The organism is Kitasatospora sp. NPDC004745 (genome assembly GCF_042873275.1).
GTDB lineage: Bacteria > Actinomycetota > Actinomycetes > Streptomycetales > Streptomycetaceae > Kitasatospora.
Window position 1 is genome coordinate 270,267 of record NZ_JBIALK010000003.1, and the last position, 16,763, is coordinate 287,029.

15 protein-coding genes are annotated in these 16,763 nt (G+C 74.4%); 10 read left to right on the plus strand and 5 right to left on the minus strand.

The features are described 5' to 3' along the window. Positions 1-134: 134 nt before the first annotated feature. Positions 135-1,373, minus strand: coding sequence for an ROK family transcriptional regulator (locus ACFYUY_RS08110; RefSeq protein WP_360214708.1), 1,239 nt, complete (start codon positions 1,371-1,373; stop codon positions 135-137). Positions 1,374-1,537: 164 nt separating this feature from the next. Between ACFYUY_RS08110 and ACFYUY_RS08115 the strand changes: the two genes are divergently transcribed. The 4 genes from ACFYUY_RS08115 (at position 1,538) to ACFYUY_RS08130 (ending at position 6,120) form a co-directional block, all read left to right on the plus strand. Beyond that, the gene (locus tag ACFYUY_RS08115) at positions 1,538-2,842 is read left to right on the plus strand and encodes an ABC transporter substrate-binding protein (RefSeq protein ID WP_387899118.1); all 1,305 of its coding nucleotides are present in this window, start codon (positions 1,538-1,540) and stop codon (positions 2,840-2,842) included. Position 2,843: 1 nt separating this feature from the next. Continuing rightward, on the plus strand, positions 2,844-3,860 hold the full coding sequence (locus ACFYUY_RS08120; RefSeq protein ID WP_387899121.1) for a carbohydrate ABC transporter permease: 1,017 nt from the start codon (positions 2,844-2,846) through the stop codon (positions 3,858-3,860). Then, the gene (locus ACFYUY_RS08125) at positions 3,857-4,699 is read left to right on the plus strand and encodes a carbohydrate ABC transporter permease (RefSeq protein ID WP_387899124.1); all 843 of its coding nucleotides are present in this window, start codon (positions 3,857-3,859) and stop codon (positions 4,697-4,699) included. The genes ACFYUY_RS08120 and ACFYUY_RS08125 overlap by 4 nt, the downstream gene beginning before the upstream one ends. A gap of 65 nt (positions 4,700-4,764) precedes the next feature. Beyond that, a complete protein-coding gene (locus tag ACFYUY_RS08130; protein WP_360214700.1) occupies positions 4,765-6,120 on the plus strand; it encodes a GH1 family beta-glucosidase in 1,356 nt (451 codons plus the stop codon). Positions 6,121-6,214: 94 nt separating this feature from the next. Here ACFYUY_RS08130 and ACFYUY_RS08135 read toward each other — a convergent pair whose 3' ends face one another. Next, complete coding sequence (locus tag ACFYUY_RS08135) at positions 6,215-7,372, minus strand: low temperature requirement protein A (RefSeq protein ID WP_360214698.1); 1,158 nt, start codon at positions 7,370-7,372, stop codon at positions 6,215-6,217. A 222-nt stretch (positions 7,373-7,594) separates the two neighbouring features. On the opposite strand from ACFYUY_RS08135, the gene ACFYUY_RS08140 reads away from it, so the two are divergent. After that, positions 7,595-8,494 carry a methyltransferase domain-containing protein gene (locus tag ACFYUY_RS08140; protein ID WP_360214696.1) on the plus strand — a complete coding sequence of 300 codons (900 nt, stop codon included), beginning with the start codon at positions 7,595-7,597 and terminating at the stop codon, positions 8,492-8,494. A gap of 55 nt (positions 8,495-8,549) precedes the next feature. Here the strand turns inward: ACFYUY_RS08140 and ACFYUY_RS08145 are convergent, their stop codons facing one another. After that, positions 8,550-9,167, minus strand: a complete 618-nt coding sequence (locus ACFYUY_RS08145) for a TetR/AcrR family transcriptional regulator (RefSeq protein WP_387899127.1) — start codon at positions 9,165-9,167, stop codon at positions 8,550-8,552. 127 nt (positions 9,168-9,294) lie between these two features. On the opposite strand from ACFYUY_RS08145, the gene ACFYUY_RS08150 reads away from it, so the two are divergent. After that, positions 9,295-10,128 (plus strand): class II aldolase/adducin family protein, encoded by an 834-nt coding sequence (locus tag ACFYUY_RS08150; protein ID WP_387899129.1) that lies wholly within the window; start codon positions 9,295-9,297, stop codon positions 10,126-10,128. Between the two features lie 74 nt (positions 10,129-10,202). Further along, positions 10,203-11,195, plus strand: a complete 993-nt coding sequence (locus ACFYUY_RS08155; protein ID WP_387899542.1) for a 2-dehydropantoate 2-reductase — start codon at positions 10,203-10,205, stop codon at positions 11,193-11,195. Positions 11,196-11,292: 97 nt separating this feature from the next. Here ACFYUY_RS08155 and ACFYUY_RS08160 read toward each other — a convergent pair whose 3' ends face one another. Beyond that, a complete protein-coding gene (locus ACFYUY_RS08160; protein WP_387899132.1) occupies positions 11,293-12,504 on the minus strand; it encodes a TIGR03364 family FAD-dependent oxidoreductase in 1,212 nt (403 codons plus the stop codon). Positions 12,505-12,664: 160 nt separating this feature from the next. Here ACFYUY_RS08160 and ACFYUY_RS08165 point away from each other — a divergent pair, with 160 nt between their 5' ends. The 3 genes from ACFYUY_RS08165 to ACFYUY_RS08175 all read left to right on the plus strand — a co-directional run bounded on the left by ACFYUY_RS08165 (position 12,665) and on the right by ACFYUY_RS08175 (position 15,088). Then, positions 12,665-13,426 (plus strand): GntR family transcriptional regulator, encoded by a 762-nt coding sequence (locus ACFYUY_RS08165; RefSeq protein WP_387899135.1) that lies wholly within the window; start codon positions 12,665-12,667, stop codon positions 13,424-13,426. Between the two features lie 4 nt (positions 13,427-13,430). Next, positions 13,431-14,120: a phosphonatase-like hydrolase gene (locus ACFYUY_RS08170; RefSeq protein ID WP_387899138.1), complete on the plus strand. Its 690-nt coding sequence runs from the start codon at positions 13,431-13,433 to the stop codon at positions 14,118-14,120. 101 nt (positions 14,121-14,221) lie between these two features. Then, entirely contained in the window at positions 14,222-15,088 is an 867-nt protein-coding gene (locus ACFYUY_RS08175; RefSeq protein WP_387899140.1) for a hypothetical protein, read from the plus strand. Positions 15,089-15,208: 120 nt separating this feature from the next. On the opposite strand, the gene ACFYUY_RS08180 is transcribed toward ACFYUY_RS08175, so the two are convergent. After that, positions 15,209-16,615 carry an APC family permease gene (locus tag ACFYUY_RS08180; RefSeq protein ID WP_387899545.1) on the minus strand — a complete coding sequence of 469 codons (1,407 nt, stop codon included), beginning with the start codon at positions 16,613-16,615 and terminating at the stop codon, positions 15,209-15,211. Between the last annotated feature and the right edge of the window lie 148 nt (positions 16,616-16,763).

Consider the following 16,763-nt stretch of genomic DNA (forward strand, 5'->3'; position numbering starts at 1 on the left):
CGATGGGGGTCCACCGGCGGGACGGGTCGGGGGATCGCCCGGGCCTCTGGTCCGGGGACCGTCCCTGACGGGGAGTCTCCGGCCGCCGCAGCGCACTGTCAACCCGTCCCGCCCCACTTTCGTCATGGCGTGAACTATGCGCTGGCATCGGAGAGATGCGAACGATCCGGGGTCCGCCCGCCGGAATCCAGGAAGTCCGACAGCGGCAGGGTGGCGGCCCCCATGGTCACGGCCTCCGGCCCAAGGGTCCCGAGCACGATCAGGGCGTGCTCGTACGGGAAGCGCAGCGCGTACCCGGTGGCGGCGGCGCGGATGCCGGGGAGCAGCCGGGGCCCGAGCAGCAGTCCGGCCCAGCCGCCGATCACGATCCGCTCCGGGTTGAACAGGTTGACCAGGTCGGCGATCCCCGCCCCGAGGTACTCGGCGGCCTCGTCCAGCAGTCCGACGGCCGCCGGCTCCCCGGCCTCGGCCGCCGCGAGCAGCGCCGCCAGCCCGGCCTTCTCGTCGCCCGGCGGGGCCGCGCCCCAGCGTTCGACGAGGGCCTCGGCGCCGACGTAGGCCTCCAGGCAGCCGCGGGCGCCGCAGCGGCAGCGCCGCCCGCCGACGTGCACCTTGGTGTGCCCCCACTCCCCCGCGCTGCTGCTCGCCCCGCGGTAGCGCGCGCCGTCGGCGATGACGCAGGCCCCGACGCCGGAGCCGAAGAGCGCCACCACCGCGTGCCGGGCGCCGCGCCCGGCGCCGAACCACATCTCGGCCTGCCCGAGCGTCTTGGCGCCGTTGTCGACGAACAGCGGCAGCGCGGTGCCGGCGCGCAGCAGGCGGCCGAGCGGGACGGCGTCCCAGCCGACGGTCTGGCCGTGCACGACGACGCCCAGCCCGTCCGTGCCGGGGGCGCCCTGGTCGACGATGCCGGGCACGCCGACGCCGACGCCGAGCACCGCCCCGGGGGCGGTGCCGGTGCGTTCGAGCACGTCGGCGAGGCCGGCGAGGATCAGCTCCGCCACGTGGCCGGCGTCGCGGCCCCGGTCGGTGAGCGGCCGGTCGCTGGCGGCCAGTTCGGTGCGGGTCAGGTCGAACAGGCCGACCCGGACCTGGGTCTCGCCCACGTCGACGCCCACCAGTCTGGCCCGGCCGGCGGCGACCCGCAGCATGGTCCGCGGACGGCCGCCGTCGGAACCCACCGAGCCGCACTCCTCGATCAGGCCGTCGGCCAGCAGCTCACCGGTCACGTTGCTGACGGAGCCCGCGCTGAGCCCGGTGAGGGCGCCCAGCTCCTGCCGGCTGAGCGGCCCGTCGAAGTACAGCCTCCGCAGCACGGTGGACCGGCTGCCCCTGCGCAGGTCGCGCACCGTGTTCCAGCCTCGCCCGGTCACGGGCACCCCTCCTGACGATCAGTCACCGATTGTCCGATCCCTTGACGCGTGGCGACCCACGGCCTTTAAATCACGCCGTGAAGTAAGCCGCTGCACAGCGTACTTCCCTTCGTCTCCGGATCGCATTCCCTCCCCCGAACCCGTCCGAGAGGGGCGCCACCATCATGCCCATCAGCCGCACGGCCGCGGCCGCCTCGCTGGCCGCCGCACTGGTCCTCACCGCCACCGCCTGCGGCGGCCAGGGCGCCGGCGACAACAGCAGCCCCACCGCGCTCACCTACTGGGCGTCCAACCAGGGCACCAGCCTGGACGACGACCGCCGGGTCCTGGAACCCGAGTTGAAGAAGTTCGAGCAGCAGACGGGGATCAAGGTCAAGCTGGAGGTCGTCCCCTGGTCCGACCTGCTGAACCGGATCCTCGCCGCGACCACCTCCGGCCAGGGGCCCGACGTCCTCAACATCGGCAACACCTGGTCCGCCTCCCTGCAGGCGACCGGCGCCCTGCTGCCCTTCGACGCCGCCGCCCTCGACCGGACCGGCGGCAAGGACCGCTTCCTGCCCTCCGCACTCGCCTCCACTGGCGCCGCCGGGCAGGACCCGGCGGCCCTGCCGCTCTACTCGATGGCCTACGGCCTGTACTGGAACAAGCGGCTCTTCGCCGAGGCGGGCATCGACCACCCGCCCGCGACCTGGGAGGAGCTGGTGGCCGACGGGCACCGGCTCACCTCCGGGGACCGCTACGGCCTCGCCCTCGAGGGCGGCAACGTCTCCGAGAACGTCCACCACGCCTTCACCCTCGCCAAGCAGCAGGGCACCGACTTCTTCGACGCGTCCGGCCGGCCCGCCTTCGACAGCCCCGGCGCGGTGGCCGCGGTCAAGCAGTACGTCGGACTGCTCGGTACCGAGAAGATCGCCGCCCCGGGCAACGCCGAGTACGGCAACAACCAGTCCGTCACCGACTTCGCCACCGGCCGGGCCGCCATGCTGCTGTGGCAGTCCGCCGGGGCGAACCTCGCCTCGCACGGGATGAAGCCCGAGGAGTACGCCGTCGCCCCCGTCCCCGCGCCCGCCGGCGCCGCCGGGGCCCGGGCCACCACCTCCATGGTCGCCGGCATCAACCTCGCCGTCTTCCGCAACAGCCACAACGCCGACGGCGCGCTGAAGTTCGTGAAGTTCCTGACCGGCACCGAGGAGCAGGTCCAGCTCAACCGGGCCTACGGCTCGATCCCGCCGGTCAAGGAGGCCCAGGCCGACCCGGCCTTCGCCACGCCCGAGCTCAGGACCCTCGCCGACGTGCTCAGGACCAGCTCCGCGCCGCTGCCCCAGGTCACCGAGGAGAGCCAGTTCGAGACCCTGGTCGGCACCGCGGTGAAGAACCTGATGGGTGCCGCCGCCGCGGGCCGGCCCGTCACCGACGACACGGTGCGGGCCGAGCTCGGCAAGGCCCAGCAGCAGATGCCGGCCCGCTGACGTGTCCGGACCCGCCACCGCCCGCCCGTCCGCCACGCCGGCCGCCTCCCCCGCGCCCGCGCCGCCGCCGGCGGCCGGCCCCCAGCGCCCCGACCGGCGCGCCCGCCGCCGCGCCGCGCTGCCCTACCTGCTGCTCCTGCCGGCCCTGCTCCTCGAACTGCTCGTCCACCTGACCCCGATGGTGGTCGGCGCGGCGATGAGCTTCAAGCAGCTCACCCAGTTCACCCTCCGCGACTGGTCCGCCGCGCCCTGGTCCGGGTTCACCAACTACCGTGTGGCCGTGGACTTCCACGCCCCGGTCGGCCGGGCGCTGCTGCACTCCTTCTGGGTCACCTGCGCGTTCACCGTCCTGGCCGTCGGCCTCTCCTGGCTGCTCGGCACGGTGGCCGCCGTCCTGCTGCAGGACGCGTTCCGCGGCCGCGCCCTGCTGCGCGCCCTGTTCCTGCTGCCGTACGCGCTGCCGGTGTACGCGGCGGTCATCACCTGGTCGTTCGTGTTCCAGCGGGACACCGGCCTGCTCAACCACGTCCTCCACGACCAGCTCCACCTGGTCGACGACAAGCCGTTCTGGCTGCTCGGCGACAACAGCTTCACCGCCCTGGTCACCGTCTCGGTCTGGCGCAGCTGGCCGTTCGCCTTCCTGACCGTGACGGCCGGACTGCAGAACATCCCGCGCGAGCTCTACGAGGCGGCCGCCCTCGACGGCGCCGGCATCCGGCAGCAGATCCGCCGGATCACCCTGCCGTCGCTGCGGCCGGTCAACCTCGTCCTGGTGCTCGTGCTGTTCCTCTGGACCTTCAACGACTTCAACACGCCCTACCTGCTGTTCGGCAGGTCCGCCCCGGAGGCGGCCGACCTGGTGTCCGTCCACATCTACCAGTCCTCGTTCGTCACCTGGAACTTCGGCGCGGGCTCCGCCATGTCGGTGCTCCTGCTGCTCTTCCTGCTGCTGGTGACGGCCGGCTACCTGCGGCTCACCTCCCGGCGGGCGGCCCCACGACGGAGGAGTGCGCGATGATCGGGGCGTCCGCGTCCTTCCGGTGGCTGCGCCGGATCCTGCTCACCGTGCTGGCGGTGTTCGCCGCCACCCCGGTGCTGGTGATGCTCTCCAGCTCGCTCAAACCGCTCCGGGACGTCCAGGGCCCGTTCCGCTGGATCCCGAGCACGGTGACGCTCCGGCCGTACCTGGACATCTGGCACACCGTGCCGCTCGGCAGGTACCTCGTCAACTCCCTGATCGTGGCCGCCGGTTCGACCGTCTGCTCGGTGCTGGTCGCGATCCTCGCCGGGTACGCGGTGAGCCGGTACCGGTTCCGCGGGCGCCGGCTGTTCACCGTGACGGTGCTGTCCACCCAGATGTTCCCCGGGATCCTGTTCCTGCTGCCGCTGTTCCTGATCTTCGTCAACGTCGGCAACGCGACCGGGCTGCCGCTGTACGGCAGCCGCGGCGGACTGATCCTCACCTACCTGACCTTCTCGCTGCCGTTCTCGATCTGGATGCTGGTCGGCTACTTCGACTCCATCCCCCGCGACCTGGACGAGGCCGCCCTCGTCGACGGGTGCGGGCCGGTGCGGGCGCTGGTGCGGATCATCGTCCCGGCGGCGCGCCCGGGCATCGTGGCGGTCGCCGTGTACGCCTTCATGACCGCGTGGGGCGAGGTGCTGTTCGCCTCCGTCCTCACCGACGACTCGACCCGCACGCTGGCCGTCGGCCTCCAGGGCTACGCGACGCTCAGCGACGTCTACTGGAACCAGGTGATGGCCGCTTCCCTCGTGGTGAGCGTGCCCGTCGTCGCCGGGTTCCTGCTGCTCCAGCGCTTCCTGGTCGCCGGGCTGACCGCCGGAGCCGTCAAGTGACCGGAACCAGCCCCCGCCCCGGAGCCTCCTCCCGCCAGCCCGCCGACCCGCCGAAAGGCCGCCCCGTGACCGACCTCAGCGCCCTGCCCGCCGACTTCCTGTTCGGGGCCGCCACCGCCGCGTACCAGATCGAGGGCGCGGTGGACGCCGACGGCCGCGCACCGTCCATCTGGGACACCTTCTCGCACACCCCCGGCCGGGTCGCCGGGGGCGACACGGGCGACACCGCCTGCGACCACTACCGCCGCTGGCCCGAGGACGTCGCCCTGATGGGCTCCCTCGGGCTGGACGCCTACCGCTTCTCGATCGCCTGGCCGCGCGTGGTGCCGCTCGCGGACGGCCGGGTCAACCAGGCCGGCCTGGACTTCTACGACCGGCTGGTCGACGGCCTGCTCGCCGCCGGCATCGAACCCTTCCCGACCCTCTACCACTGGGACCTCCCGCAGGCCCAGCAGGACCGCGGGGGCTGGCCGGTCCGCTCCACCGCCGAACGCTTCGCCGAGTACGCGACGGCGGTCGGCGAGCGGCTCGGGGACCGCGTCACGCACTGGGCCACCCTCAACGAACCGCTCTGCTCCGCCTGGATCGGGCACCTGGAGGGCACCATGGCCCCCGGGCTGACCGACCTCACCGCGGCCGTCCGGGCCTCCTGCCACCTCCACCTCGCGCACGGCCTGGCGGTCCGGGCCCTGCGGGCGACGGCGCCCGGCGCGCGGATCGGCATCGTCAACAACCTCAGCCCGATCGAGCCCGCGACCGACGCGCCGGCCGACCTCGCGGCCGCCGTCCGCGCCGACGGCCACGTCAACCGCTGGTGGCTCGACCCCGTGCTCGGCCGCGGCTACCCGGCGGACATGCGGGCCGAGTACGGCGTCGACCTGCCGCTGCGGGACGGGGACCTGGAGCTGATCGCGGCGCCGCTGGACTGGCTGGGCCTCAACTACTACTTCCGCCAGATCGTCGCCGACGACCCGCACGGCCCGGCCCCCCGGTTCCGCCAGCTGCCCGGCCCCAACCCGCGCCACACCGCGATGCCCTGGGAGGTCCACGCCCCGGGCCTGGAGGAGCTGCTGGTGCGGCTGGCGCACGACTACGGGGTGCGGCGGATCTTCGTCACCGAGAACGGCTCCGCCTACCCGGACACCGTCGCCCCCGACGGCGCCGTGCACGACCCCGAGCGCGCCGACTACCTCCAGGAGCACCTGGCGGCCTGCGCCCGGGCGGCCGCCCGGGGGGCCGCGCCGGCGGGGTACTTCGCGTGGTCGCTGCTGGACAACTTCGAGTGGGCGTACGGCTACGACAAGCGCTTCGGCCTGGTCCACGTCGACTACCCGACCCAGCGGCGCACGGTGAAGACCAGCGGCCGCCGGTACGCCGACCTGATCGCCACCCGCCGCACCGGCGCGGGCCGGTCCGGCTGACGGCACCGGTGGACCCGCCGGTTCCCGGCACTCGCGGAGCCGGTCCCGCGAGGAGGACGCCCCGGGGGGCTGCGCCCCGGGTCCGCACCCGTGCTCAGCCCTCCCCGGAGCCGGCGCGGGTGCGGTGCTTGGCCAGCGCGGTGAGCGCGAGCACCACGGCGGCCCCGACCCCCACCGCGCCCCAGGCCGGCAGCAGGACGGCGGCCGGGGCCAGCGCCCCCAGGACGAGGACCAGGGCCGGCGCGTACCAGCCGAGGACGGTACGGGCCCGGTCCCCGTAGCGCAGCGAGATGGCCGCGTTGGCGGTGTAGAAGGCGAGGATCCCGCCGCACAGGGCCCAGCGGGCGCCCGGCGGCAGGGGGTGCCGGGGTTCGGCGACGGCCGTGCCGAGCGCGCCCGAGAGCACCGTGACACCGGCGACCAGCACGAACGGCAGGTACATCACGGTGTCCCGGATCGTCGTGTTGGCACCGCCCGCCTGGGCCCGGTCGAGCCCGCGGACGGCGGCCGACGTCCCCCAGCGGAAGAACGCCTGGGCCAGCTCGGCCACCACCACGAAGCCCAGCAGCGCGGCGGCGGCCGAGGCGGCGGTGAAGTGGTCGGCGAGCGTGGAGACCACGGTGAAGACGCTCTCGCCGAGCACGATCACCACGAAGAGGCCGATCCGCTCGACGAGGTGCTCGATCGACATCCGCTCGTAGAACTCCGGCGACACCCCGGCCCGGACGGCCAGCAGCACCGCCTCCAGGGCGATCCCGACACCCCACAGCACGAACCGCTCCGGGCTCGGCAACACCGCCGAGACCCCCCAGATCACGGCCGGCAGCAGGCAGTACGCCAGCGGGCGCCACAGCGGCAGCGGGGTGTCCCGGCGCCGGGCGTGGCCCCACCAGATGCCGAACAGGGCCAGCCGGACCCAGGCCGCGCCCAGCGCGTACGCCCACGCCCGCGCGCCGAGCCCCTCGGGTGCGGCGGCCGCCATCAGGCCGAGTCCGGGCATCGCCACGAGGAGGACGGCCTGCATCCGCGGCGTCGCCGAGCCGAACACGTTGACGGTCACCGTCAGGTTCGCCCAGGCCCACCAGGCCGGGAAGAACAGGACGAGGAACCTGCCGAAGTCCGCGGCGCCCGGGTCGCCGTGCAGGCCGTGGGCGAGCACGGCGACGGTGACCACGAACACCAGGTCGAAGAACAGCTCGAACCAGCCGGCCCGGTGCTCCTCGCCGTCGACCGGCACAGCGTTCTCACTCACGGGGCCACTCTGCCCCCGGGCGGCGGCTACTCCGCGGTTCCGGGGCCGCCGTGTCGCGCCCGGCGTCCGGCCGCCGGGCGGGGGCCGTTCGGGTCGGATCGGGGCGGTGGGCGGTTGGGGACGGCCGCGGGTGGGACGGTGACAGGTCGTCGACCGCTGTCCGGGCGACGGGCGGGCGCCGGGCCGCGCCGCCCCGTTTCGGTGTTTCGGTGAGGAGCTCCCGTGGATGACCGACCCTTGGACGAACAGCCCCGGAACGACGGGCCCGAGGGTGGCCGGGCCGGGGCCGCCCGGTCCTCGGCTGCCGCAGCCCCGGACGAGGGGCACTACGGCACGGACCTCTTCCCCCCGGAGGAGACCGGCGAGGGCGAGCGCATCGACTACGGCGCCCTCGCCTACGACGCGGTGACCCGGGCCAGGCTCACCGCCCTGGGTGTCGGGCCGGGGTGGCGCTGCCTCGACGTGGGCGCCGGCACCGGGACGATCAGCCGCTGGCTGGCCGGGGAGGCCGGCGTCGACGAGGTGCTGGCGCTCGACCGCGACCCGCGGTTCGTGAACGCCCGCCCGGTCGGCCGCCTGCACACGATGGCCGCCGACGTCACCGATCCGGCGCTGGCACCGGGCCGCTTCGACCTGGTGCACTGCCGCTTCGTCCTGATGCACCTGCCCCAGCACGCGGAGGTGCTGGCGCGCCTGGCCGACTGGGTGGCCCCGGGCGGCTGGCTGGTCGTCGGCGACGCCGTCGACCTGACGACGGCGGACTCCCCGCAGCTCGCCTACCGGCACACCATGGCGGCCATGTGGCAGGCCCTGCGCGAGCGGATCGGCACCGACGTCACCTGGGTGACCCGCTACCCGCAGGTGCTGCGGGGCCTGGGCCTGCGCGAGGTCGGCGCGGAAGTCCACGTGCCGCCGCTGACCCCCGACGCGCCGGTCACCGCCTTCTGGCGGAGCACCTGGCTCAGCATGCGCGACGCCCTGGAGGCCGGCACCGCCCTGGAACCGGGCGAGCTCGACCGGGCGCTCGCCTACCTGGCCTCCCCGGAGCTGGCCGACCTCTCCCCCGGCATGATCACCGCCTGGGGCCGCCGTCCGGCCGCGGACGGGGCGGACCGGCTCTGACCCCGAGGGGCCCGACGCCGCCGCGCCCGCCGTCAGGGCGCGCCGGCTCCGGCCGTCAGGGCGCGCCGGACTCCGTGGTCAGCGCCGTCAACAGCGGCTCCAGGAAGCGCTGTTCGAGCCTGCCCGGCGGCAGTTCACCGGGTTCGACGTAGCTCTGGGCCAGTCCGCCCTCGCGGATCGCGACCAGCAGGCGGGCGACCTCGTCCGGGTCCGCGGTGAGGGTGCGCCCGGCCCGCGCCAGGTGGTGCGTGAGGGCCCGGGCCAGCTGGGCGCGCAGCCGGGCGTCGTGCTGGGCGAGCACCCAGGCGGCCTGCGGGTCGCGGATGGCGTGCAGGGTGAACTCGGTGGTGACGAGGTACCAGTCGCGTTCGGCCGGTTCGACCTCGCAGAGGACGTCGACCAGTGCCTGCACGGTGAGGTCCTCGGTGGCGATCGAGTCGACCAGGTCGGTCATCCGCCGGACGATGCGGTCGCTGTGCTCGTCGAACAGCGCGAGGAACAGCTCCTCCTTGCTGCTGAAGTTGGAGTAGAACGCGCCGCGGGTGTAGCCGGCCCGCTCGCAGATCTGCTCGATGGTGGCGGCCCGGAACCCCTGTTCGGCGAAGGTCTCCAGCGCGGCCCGGAGCAGTGCGGCGCGGGTGCGCGGACGTCGTTTGGTCTCACCCTTGGGCATCGGTGGCGTCCCGGTTCACTCGGAGCCGGCAGATCCGGTCCCACGCCGGTCGCGTCGCCGCCGGTCGGGTCCGCCGGCAGATCGGATCCATTGTCGTATCGGATACATCATTGTATCTTCTGGGCCCATGAGCACCCCACCGCCCTCCGGCGCGGGCACCCCGCTGCCCGCCGCGCTCGCCGCCGCCGTCGGACCACTGCCCGCCGGTGTCACCCTGCCGCTCCCGCCGAGCTTCGACTCGGTGGCCGCGGAACGCCAGTACCGGAAGGAACAACTCGCCGCCGGGTTCCGGCTGTTCGGCCGGTTCGGCTTCTCCGAGGGGGTGGCCGGGCACATCACCGTGCGCGACCCGGAACACCCCGACCGCTTCTGGGTGAACCCGTTCGGGATGCCCTTCAGCATGATCAAGGCCTCGGACCTGATCCTCGTGGACCACGAGGGCACCCTGCTGCACGGCGGCCGGCCGGTGAACCGGGCCGCGTTCGTGATCCACTCCCAGGTGCACGCGGCCCGCCCGGACGCGATCGCGGCGGCCCACGCGCACTCGCTGCACGGCAAGGCCTTCTCCAGCCTCGGCATCACCCTCGACCCGCTCACCCAGGACGCGTGCGCGTTCTTCGAGGACCACGGGCTGTACAGCGACTACCGCGGCGTGGTGAACGAGGTCGACGAGGGCAAGCGGATCGCGGCCGCCCTGGGCGCGTACAAGGCCGTGATCCTGCAGAACCACGGCCTGCTGACGGTCGGCGGGTCCGTCGCCGAGGCGGTCTGGTGGTTCGTCACGATGGAGCGCTCCTGCCAGGCCCAGCTGCTCGCGATGGCGGCCGGCAGCCCGAAGTCGATCGACCGGGAGACCGCGCTGATCACCCGCGGGCAGGTCGGCGGGCAGCTGGCCGGCTGGTTCCAGGCGCAGCCGCTGTTCGAGCAGATCCGCGCGACCGACCCGGACCTGGCCGGCTGACCGGGCGTCGGCGGACCGTTCCCGGAAAGGAGCTACGGGTGGGGCTGCGAGTGGAGCGGAGAGCGCGGATCGCGGTGCTCGGCGCCGGCAGCATCGGCTGCCACCTCGGAGGCATGCTCGCCGCGGTCGCGGACGTCACGCTGATCGGCCGGCCGGCCGCGATGGCGGCCGTCGGGCGGGACGGGCTGACGCTGACCGGGCCCGGCAGCGCGCGGCGGGAGGTGCGCGGGCTGACCGTCGCCACCGACGCGGACGCCGCCGCGACGGCGGACTACGTGCTGGTGACCGTCAAGTCCGCCGACACCCGGGCGGCCGCCCGCGAGCTGGCCGGCCGGCTGGCCCCCGGCGCGGCCGTGATCAGCTTCCAGAACGGCCTGCACAACACCGCGGAACTGCGGGCCGGGCTACCGGGACACCGGGTGCTCGCCGGGATGGTCCCGTACAACGTGCTGCGCAGCGGGCCGGCCGCCGTCCACCAGGGCAGCGGCGGTGCGCTGATGCTGGAGGACGCCCCTGAGGCGCGGCCGTTCGCGGCGGCGGCCCGGGCCGGCGGCCTCCGGCTGGTGCTGCGCGCGGACATGCCCGCGGTGCAGGCCGCGAAGCTGCTGATGAACCTGAACAACGCGGTGAACGCCCTCTCCGGCCTGCCGCTGCGCGAGCAGCTGGGCACCCGGGCGTACCGGGCCTGCCTGGCCCGGTGCCAGCGGGAGGCGCTGGCCGCCTTCCGGGCGGCCCGGGTCGCGCCCGCCCGCCTCGGCCCGGTGCCGCCGCGCTGGACGCCCGGGCTGCTGGGGCTGCCCGACGCGCTCTTCCGGCGGGTGGCGGCGGCCGGTCTGCGGATCGACGAGCGGGCCCGCTCGTCCATGTGGGAGGACCTGGAGCGCGGCCGCCCCACCGAGATCGACTCGCTCCAGGGCGAGGTGATCGCCCTCGCCCGGCGCCACGGTCTGCCGGCGCCGGCCAACGCCCGGCTGGTCGAGCTGGTCCGCGAGGCCGAGCGGGCCGGTCCGGGCGCGGCGCGGCGGTGGTCGGGCCCGGAGCTGCTGGCGGCGCTCGGCCCCGGCTGAGGGTCCGGCTCCGACCGGCAGGTTGACGGCCCCCACCGCGGCCCCTACTGCGGCCCCATCGCGGCCCCGTCGCCGCCCGGCCCCGGGCTCGCCCGGCTCAGGCGGTCGCGGCGAGGGTCCCGTCGAAGGTGGCCGCCGCCAGGCCGAAGGACAGCGTCATCCCGATGCCCGAGGTGACGGAGACGGCGCGCACGCCCGGCGCCAGGTCGCGCACCAGCAGCGGGCCACGCGGGCTGCTGGCGTAGACGCCCTGCCAGCGCTCGAGGATCCGCAGGCGCGGCACGCCGAGGACCCCGGCGACCGCGGCGGTGAGCAGTTCGAAGGTGCGCTCGTCGATGAACGGCGGGGTGGTGGCGTCGTAGTGGTGCGAGTCGCCGACCAGCAGGGTGCCGTCCGGGAGCCGGGTGAACATCACGTTGGCGCCGATCTCCAGCAGTTCGGCGCTGTGCCCCAGCACCTCGGCCTTCAGCCCGGCGGCGGACGGCCGGGCGGTGAAGGCGTCGTAGCGGAGCATGGAGGTCGCCGTGAGCACCGCGGAGTCGGTGCGGAAGGCCGCCGGGGCCTCGGCCCGCGCCATGGTGAGGCGGCAGCGCTCGATGCCGTGGCCCTCGGCGACGTCGGGGAACAGGTAGTCCAGGTCGTGGCCGACGCAGACCAGGATGCGGTCGCCGTGGACGGGGCCGCGGGTGGTGTGCACCGTGCCGGTCTCGACGCCGGTGACGGCGGTGCCCCACAGGATCCGGCCCCGCGGCTGCCCGGCCACCCAGCGGGCCAGGCCGGGCGCCGCCTCGCGCGGGTTCACCCGCAGGTCGGCGGGCAGGACGGCGCCGCCCACCAGGTCGCCGTCGGCGCCGGGGGCGCGGCCGAGTGCCGCGGCGGTCTCCGCGGCGGTGCGCAGCCGGACGGCGTCGCCGCCGCGCTCGGCGTGCAGCTCCTCCAGGACGGCCGCCTCGGTCGCCGACCGGGCCACCACCAGGGTGCCGGCCTCCTCGGCCCAGATGCCGGCGGCCGCGGTGGCGCGCAGCCAGCCGGGCCGGGAGCGCTGGGCGAGCGCGAGCAGCTCGCCGTCCTGGGCGCTGATGCAGCAGTGGCCGAAGTTGCGGACGGAGGCGCCGACCGGCTGCCGGTCACGGTCGACGACCGTCACGGACAGCCCGTTGCGCAGCGCCTCGAAGGCGTGGGCCAGGCCGATGATGCCGGCGCCGACGATCACCACGTCGCTGCGGCCGGGCGTGCCGGGCGCGGTCGCGCGGGGGGCGGTCGGGCGGGGGGCGGCGGGGGCGGCGGTGGGTGGGGTGCTGCTGCTCATGGCTCCAGATTCCGGTCTCATCGGCGTCGACGTCAAGAGATGTCTGTACAAGTTACCGCCTGTTCACCCGTTCTTCGACCAGCGGAGACAGCTGTCCACCCGGCGAACATCCAGGTGGGCCTGCCTTGAGAAGTTCCGGGCCGAGTGCCATAGTCAACTTGTGAAGACAAGTGAGGAACTCCCCCTCCACCAGCGGCTCGGCGCCGAGTTCCGGCGCCGCATCGAGTCCGGCGAGTGGCCGGAGGGCGAGCCGGTGCCCAGCGAGTCGCAGCTCTGCGCCGAGTTCGGCACCTCCCGGGGGCCGGTCCGCCAGGCCCTGGCCATGCTGCGCAGCGAGGGCGGCCTCGTCGGCGGGCGCGGGAAACCGCCCGTCGCCCGGCGCACCGCCCCCTCCCAGCCGTTCGCCACCTTCCTGTCCTTCACCCAGTGGGCCCACGGCATCGGCCGCGAGCCGGGGCAGAGCACCGTCGAGGTCGCCCGCCGCCGGGCCTCCCCGGAGACGGCGGCCCGGCTCGGCCTCGCCGAGGGCGCACCCGTCGTCGAACTCGTCCGGCTCCGGCTCCTGGACGGCGTCCCGGCCATGCTGGAGCGCTCCGCCTTCGTCCACGAGGTGGGCCGCGTCCTGTTCGACTTCGACCCGGACTCCGGATCCGTCTACGCGGAACTGCTGCGCCGCGGCGTCGACCTGCACCACGCCCGGCACACCATCGACGCCGTCGCGGCCGAGCCGCAGGACGCCGAGCTCCTGCGGATCCCCACGGGCGCCCCGCTGCTGCGGGTGCGGCGGCTCACCACGTCGAGCAGCGGTGTGCCGCTGGAGGACGCCGACGACCGCTACCTGCCCGCCATGGCCACCTTCACCATCGAGAACACCATCGAAGGCCGCACCGTCGTCGGCCGCTACCGCACCGAAGAGGACTGACACCGTGATCGAGCTCGCCGCACTGGACATGGCCGGCACCACCGTCAACGAGTCCGGCGCCGTCTACCGGGCGCTGCGCACCGCCGTCGAGCGGACCGGCGTGGCCGTCGCCGAGACCGACCTCCAGACCTGGATGGGCACCGACAAGCGCGAGGCCATCGCCGCCCTGGTCCGCCTCGGCGGCGGCACCCCCACCCCGGAGCTCGTGGAGGAGAGCTACGCCGCCTTCGCGGAGTACCTGCGCGAGGCCTACCGGGCCACTCCCCCGCAGGCGATACCGGGCGTCGAGGCCGCGCTGGCCGAGCTGCGCCGACGCGGCATCAAGGTCGCCCTCACCACCGGTTTCAGCGACGACGTGGCGTACCCGCTGCTGGAGTCGCTCGGCTGGTCCACCGGCGAGGGCGGCAACCTCGACGCGGTCGTGACCTCGGACGAGGTCCCGCGCGGGCGCCCTGCGCCGTACATGATCCACCGTGCGATGGAGAAGACCGGGGTCGTCGCCACCAGCCGGGTGCTGGCCGCCGGCGACACCGTCGTCGACGTCGAGGCCGGCAGCAACGCCGGGGCCGGCGTGGTCGTCGGCGTCCTCACCGGGGAGCTCACCCGCGCCGACTTCGAGGGGCACCCGCACACCCACGTCCTGGCCAGCGCCGCCGACATCCCCGGCCTCCCCGAGACCCGGCCCACGGCCTGACCCCCGCGCCACCGCTGCCCGGTGCCGCCGGCCCACCACCGGGCAGCGGCACCGGCCACGGGAGCCGGCCCCGTGATACGTTCCGGGGCCGGGGGGCCGACATGGACGAGACTTCGACGGCGCGTGCCGAACTGGACCGGCTGGGCCGGTCGCTGCGCGGACAACTGGTCGCGCTGATCACCGATCTGACCGTTCGCGTCCACCTCCGCCGGCTGACCCTCGACGAACCGAAGGTCGCCGACGGGGGCGAGCCGCCGCGCCACCACTACGCGACGGACTACCAGGGCAAGCGTCCGACGACCAGTACCGCCGCCGGGACGGCCGCCCGTGCGACCTTCCTGCTCCGCACGGCCGGTTGGGACGTCACGGAGTCGGAGGAGGACGACGACGGGAGGCTGTGGACCGTACTCCTCGCCCGGCGGGACGGCAGCGTCATCCGCATCCTGACGAGCGAGGACACCCTCGCCGTGGTCTTCCGCGGCCGGACGCCCGCACTGGCGCTGTGCCCGCCGCAGCCGGACCCGCCACAGCCGGACCCGCCGCAACCCGTCCAGGACCCGGAGCCGATCGGGGAGCCGGAGCCGTTCCGGGCCCCGGAGCCGATCCGCGACCCGGAGCCGTTCCAGGACCCGGAGCCGGTTCGGCAGCCACAACCGGTCCGGGAGTCGGAGCCGGTCCGGGGGTCGGAGCCGGTCCGGGGGTCGGAGCCGGTGGAGCAGCGGGAACCCCTGCGGACGCAGGAGACCCTCACACCCGGCTACGTCCTCTGCTACGAGTGCGACGGCCACTGCCGGTGCCCCCGGTGCGGTGGCCGCGGGTGGTTACCCGGCGAAGCCGGCCGGAAGCGGCGGTGCGGGGAATGCCGCACGACGAAGGTGTGCCCGATCTGCTGGGGTGCGGGTGAACTGGCCGTCTCCGACCTGTCGACGTACCAGCGCGGCTACTACCCGGAGCTGGGCGGGCGCTGACGGCGTGTTCCGCCGAGCCCGTACGCCTCCCACCGGCCGCTCCTGCCACCGGCCACGCCGCCCGGCGGCCGCAGGCCGGGACGGATCGAGCCGGCGCCCCGTCCGGGGCGGCCCCGGTCATCATCCGACGCGGGTCGCGGGCGGGTCGGCCCGTTGGGCGTCCAGGTACTCCTCCCGGATCTCCCTGGGCCCGAACGGCCAGGCGCCCTCGACCCTCGACCAGACCAGGTAGGCGAGACCGCCGAGGGCGACCCAGGCCAGCGACCACTCGACGGGGTGGACGCCCTCGTTGGCCTTGTCCGCGTATCCGTAGATGACCAGCCAGCCGACGGCGGCGACGATGCTCGGCAGCGGGTAGAGCACCATCCGGTAGGGGCGGGCGAGTTCCGGCTGCCGTCTGCGGAGCACGGTGACCGCGGCGATCTGGGCGAGCGCCTGGACGATCACCATGACGCTGGTCAGCAGGGCGATCAGGACGCTCAGCGGCGGGTGTTCGGCGCTGCTGCCGATGTGCCGCGCGAAGAGGAAGCCGGCGGCGGTGACGGTGCCCATGGCGACCAGGCCGAGCACCGGGAAGCCGTGCCGGGGGTGCAGTCGGGCGAAGGAGCGGAAGAACATCCCGTCCCGGGCCGCGTCGTAGGGCACCCGGGAGCCGCCGAGCAGGCCGGTGAGGACGGAGGCGAAGGCGGTGATCAGGATCAGGACCGTCACGGTGTCGGCCGCGCCCTTGCCCCAGGTCCGTTCGAGGACCGCGGAGGCGACCGACTTGGCGGCCGCGTTGTCCGGGTCCAGCATGTCCCGCCAGTCGACGACGCCGAGGACGCCGATCTGCATCAGCAGGTAGATGCCCATGATGGCGGTGATCGAGTAGATGATCGCGCGCGGCATGACGCGGCCGGGGTCCCGGATCTCGGCGCCCAGGTAGGAGGCGGTGTTGTAGCCGAGGTAGTCGTAGATGCCGATGGTCAGGCCGGCGGCGAAGCCGGTCCAGAACTGGCCGTGGGTGACCTCGACGGCGTGGGCGGGCCAGGTGAAGGCCCGTGCGGGGTCGAAGTCGGTGAAGGATGCGGTGATCACCGCACCGACCGAGACGATCATCACGACCCACATGGCGACGGTGATCGTGCCGATGGCCTCGACCCGGCGCCACAGCAGCAGCACGACCAGGGCGAGCACCGCGACGCCGACGACGTCCCCCTGGAGGGTCGACATGCCGGGCCACAGGTAGGCCAGGTACTGCACCAGGCCCTGCACGCCGGTGGACATGATCAGCGGGATGAAGAGCATCGCCGTCCAGACGAACAGGAACGGCATCAGCCGCCCGGTGCGGTACTGGAAGGCCTCGCGCAGGTAGACGTAGGTGCCGCCGGCGCCGGGCAGGGAGGCGCCGAGTTCGGCCCAGACCAGGCCGTCGACGAGGGCCAGCAGCGCGCCGGCGATCCAGCCGATGACGGCCTGCGGACCGCCGAAGGCCACGACCATCAGCGGGATCGTCACGAACGGCCCGATGCCGCACATCTGGCTCATGTTGATCGTGACGGCCCGGAAGAGGCCGATTCTTCGGGTGAAGCCTGAGGACACGGACGGCTCCGAGGGGGCGTGGGGGGCGAACCGGGGAGTGGGGCGCGAGGATGAAGTTAAGTATCATTACTTAATCCGTCAAGGGACTGCGCAC

Excerpts from the sequence above, each read along its gene's own strand:
- ACFYUY_RS08115 (WP_387899118.1), top strand. The coding sequence starts at position 1,538 with ATGCCCATCAGCCGCACGGCCGCGGCCGCCTCGCTGGCCGCCGCACTG.
- ACFYUY_RS08125 (WP_387899124.1), top strand. The coding sequence starts at position 3,857 with ATGATCGGGGCGTCCGCGTCCTTCCGGTGGCTGCGCCGGATCCTGCTC.
- ACFYUY_RS08145 (WP_387899127.1), bottom strand. The coding sequence starts at position 9,167 with ATGCCCAAGGGTGAGACCAAACGACGTCCGCGCACCCGCGCCGCACTG.
- ACFYUY_RS08150 (WP_387899129.1), top strand. The coding sequence starts at position 9,295 with ATGAGCACCCCACCGCCCTCCGGCGCGGGCACCCCGCTGCCCGCCGCG.
- ACFYUY_RS08160 (WP_387899132.1), bottom strand. The coding sequence starts at position 12,504 with ATGAGCAGCAGCACCCCACCCACCGCCGCCCCCGCCGCCCCCCGCCCG.
- ACFYUY_RS08175 (WP_387899140.1), top strand. The coding sequence starts at position 14,222 with ATGGACGAGACTTCGACGGCGCGTGCCGAACTGGACCGGCTGGGCCGG.
- ACFYUY_RS08180 (WP_387899545.1), bottom strand. The coding sequence starts at position 16,615 with ATGAGCCAGATGTGCGGCATCGGGCCGTTCGTGACGATCCCGCTGATG.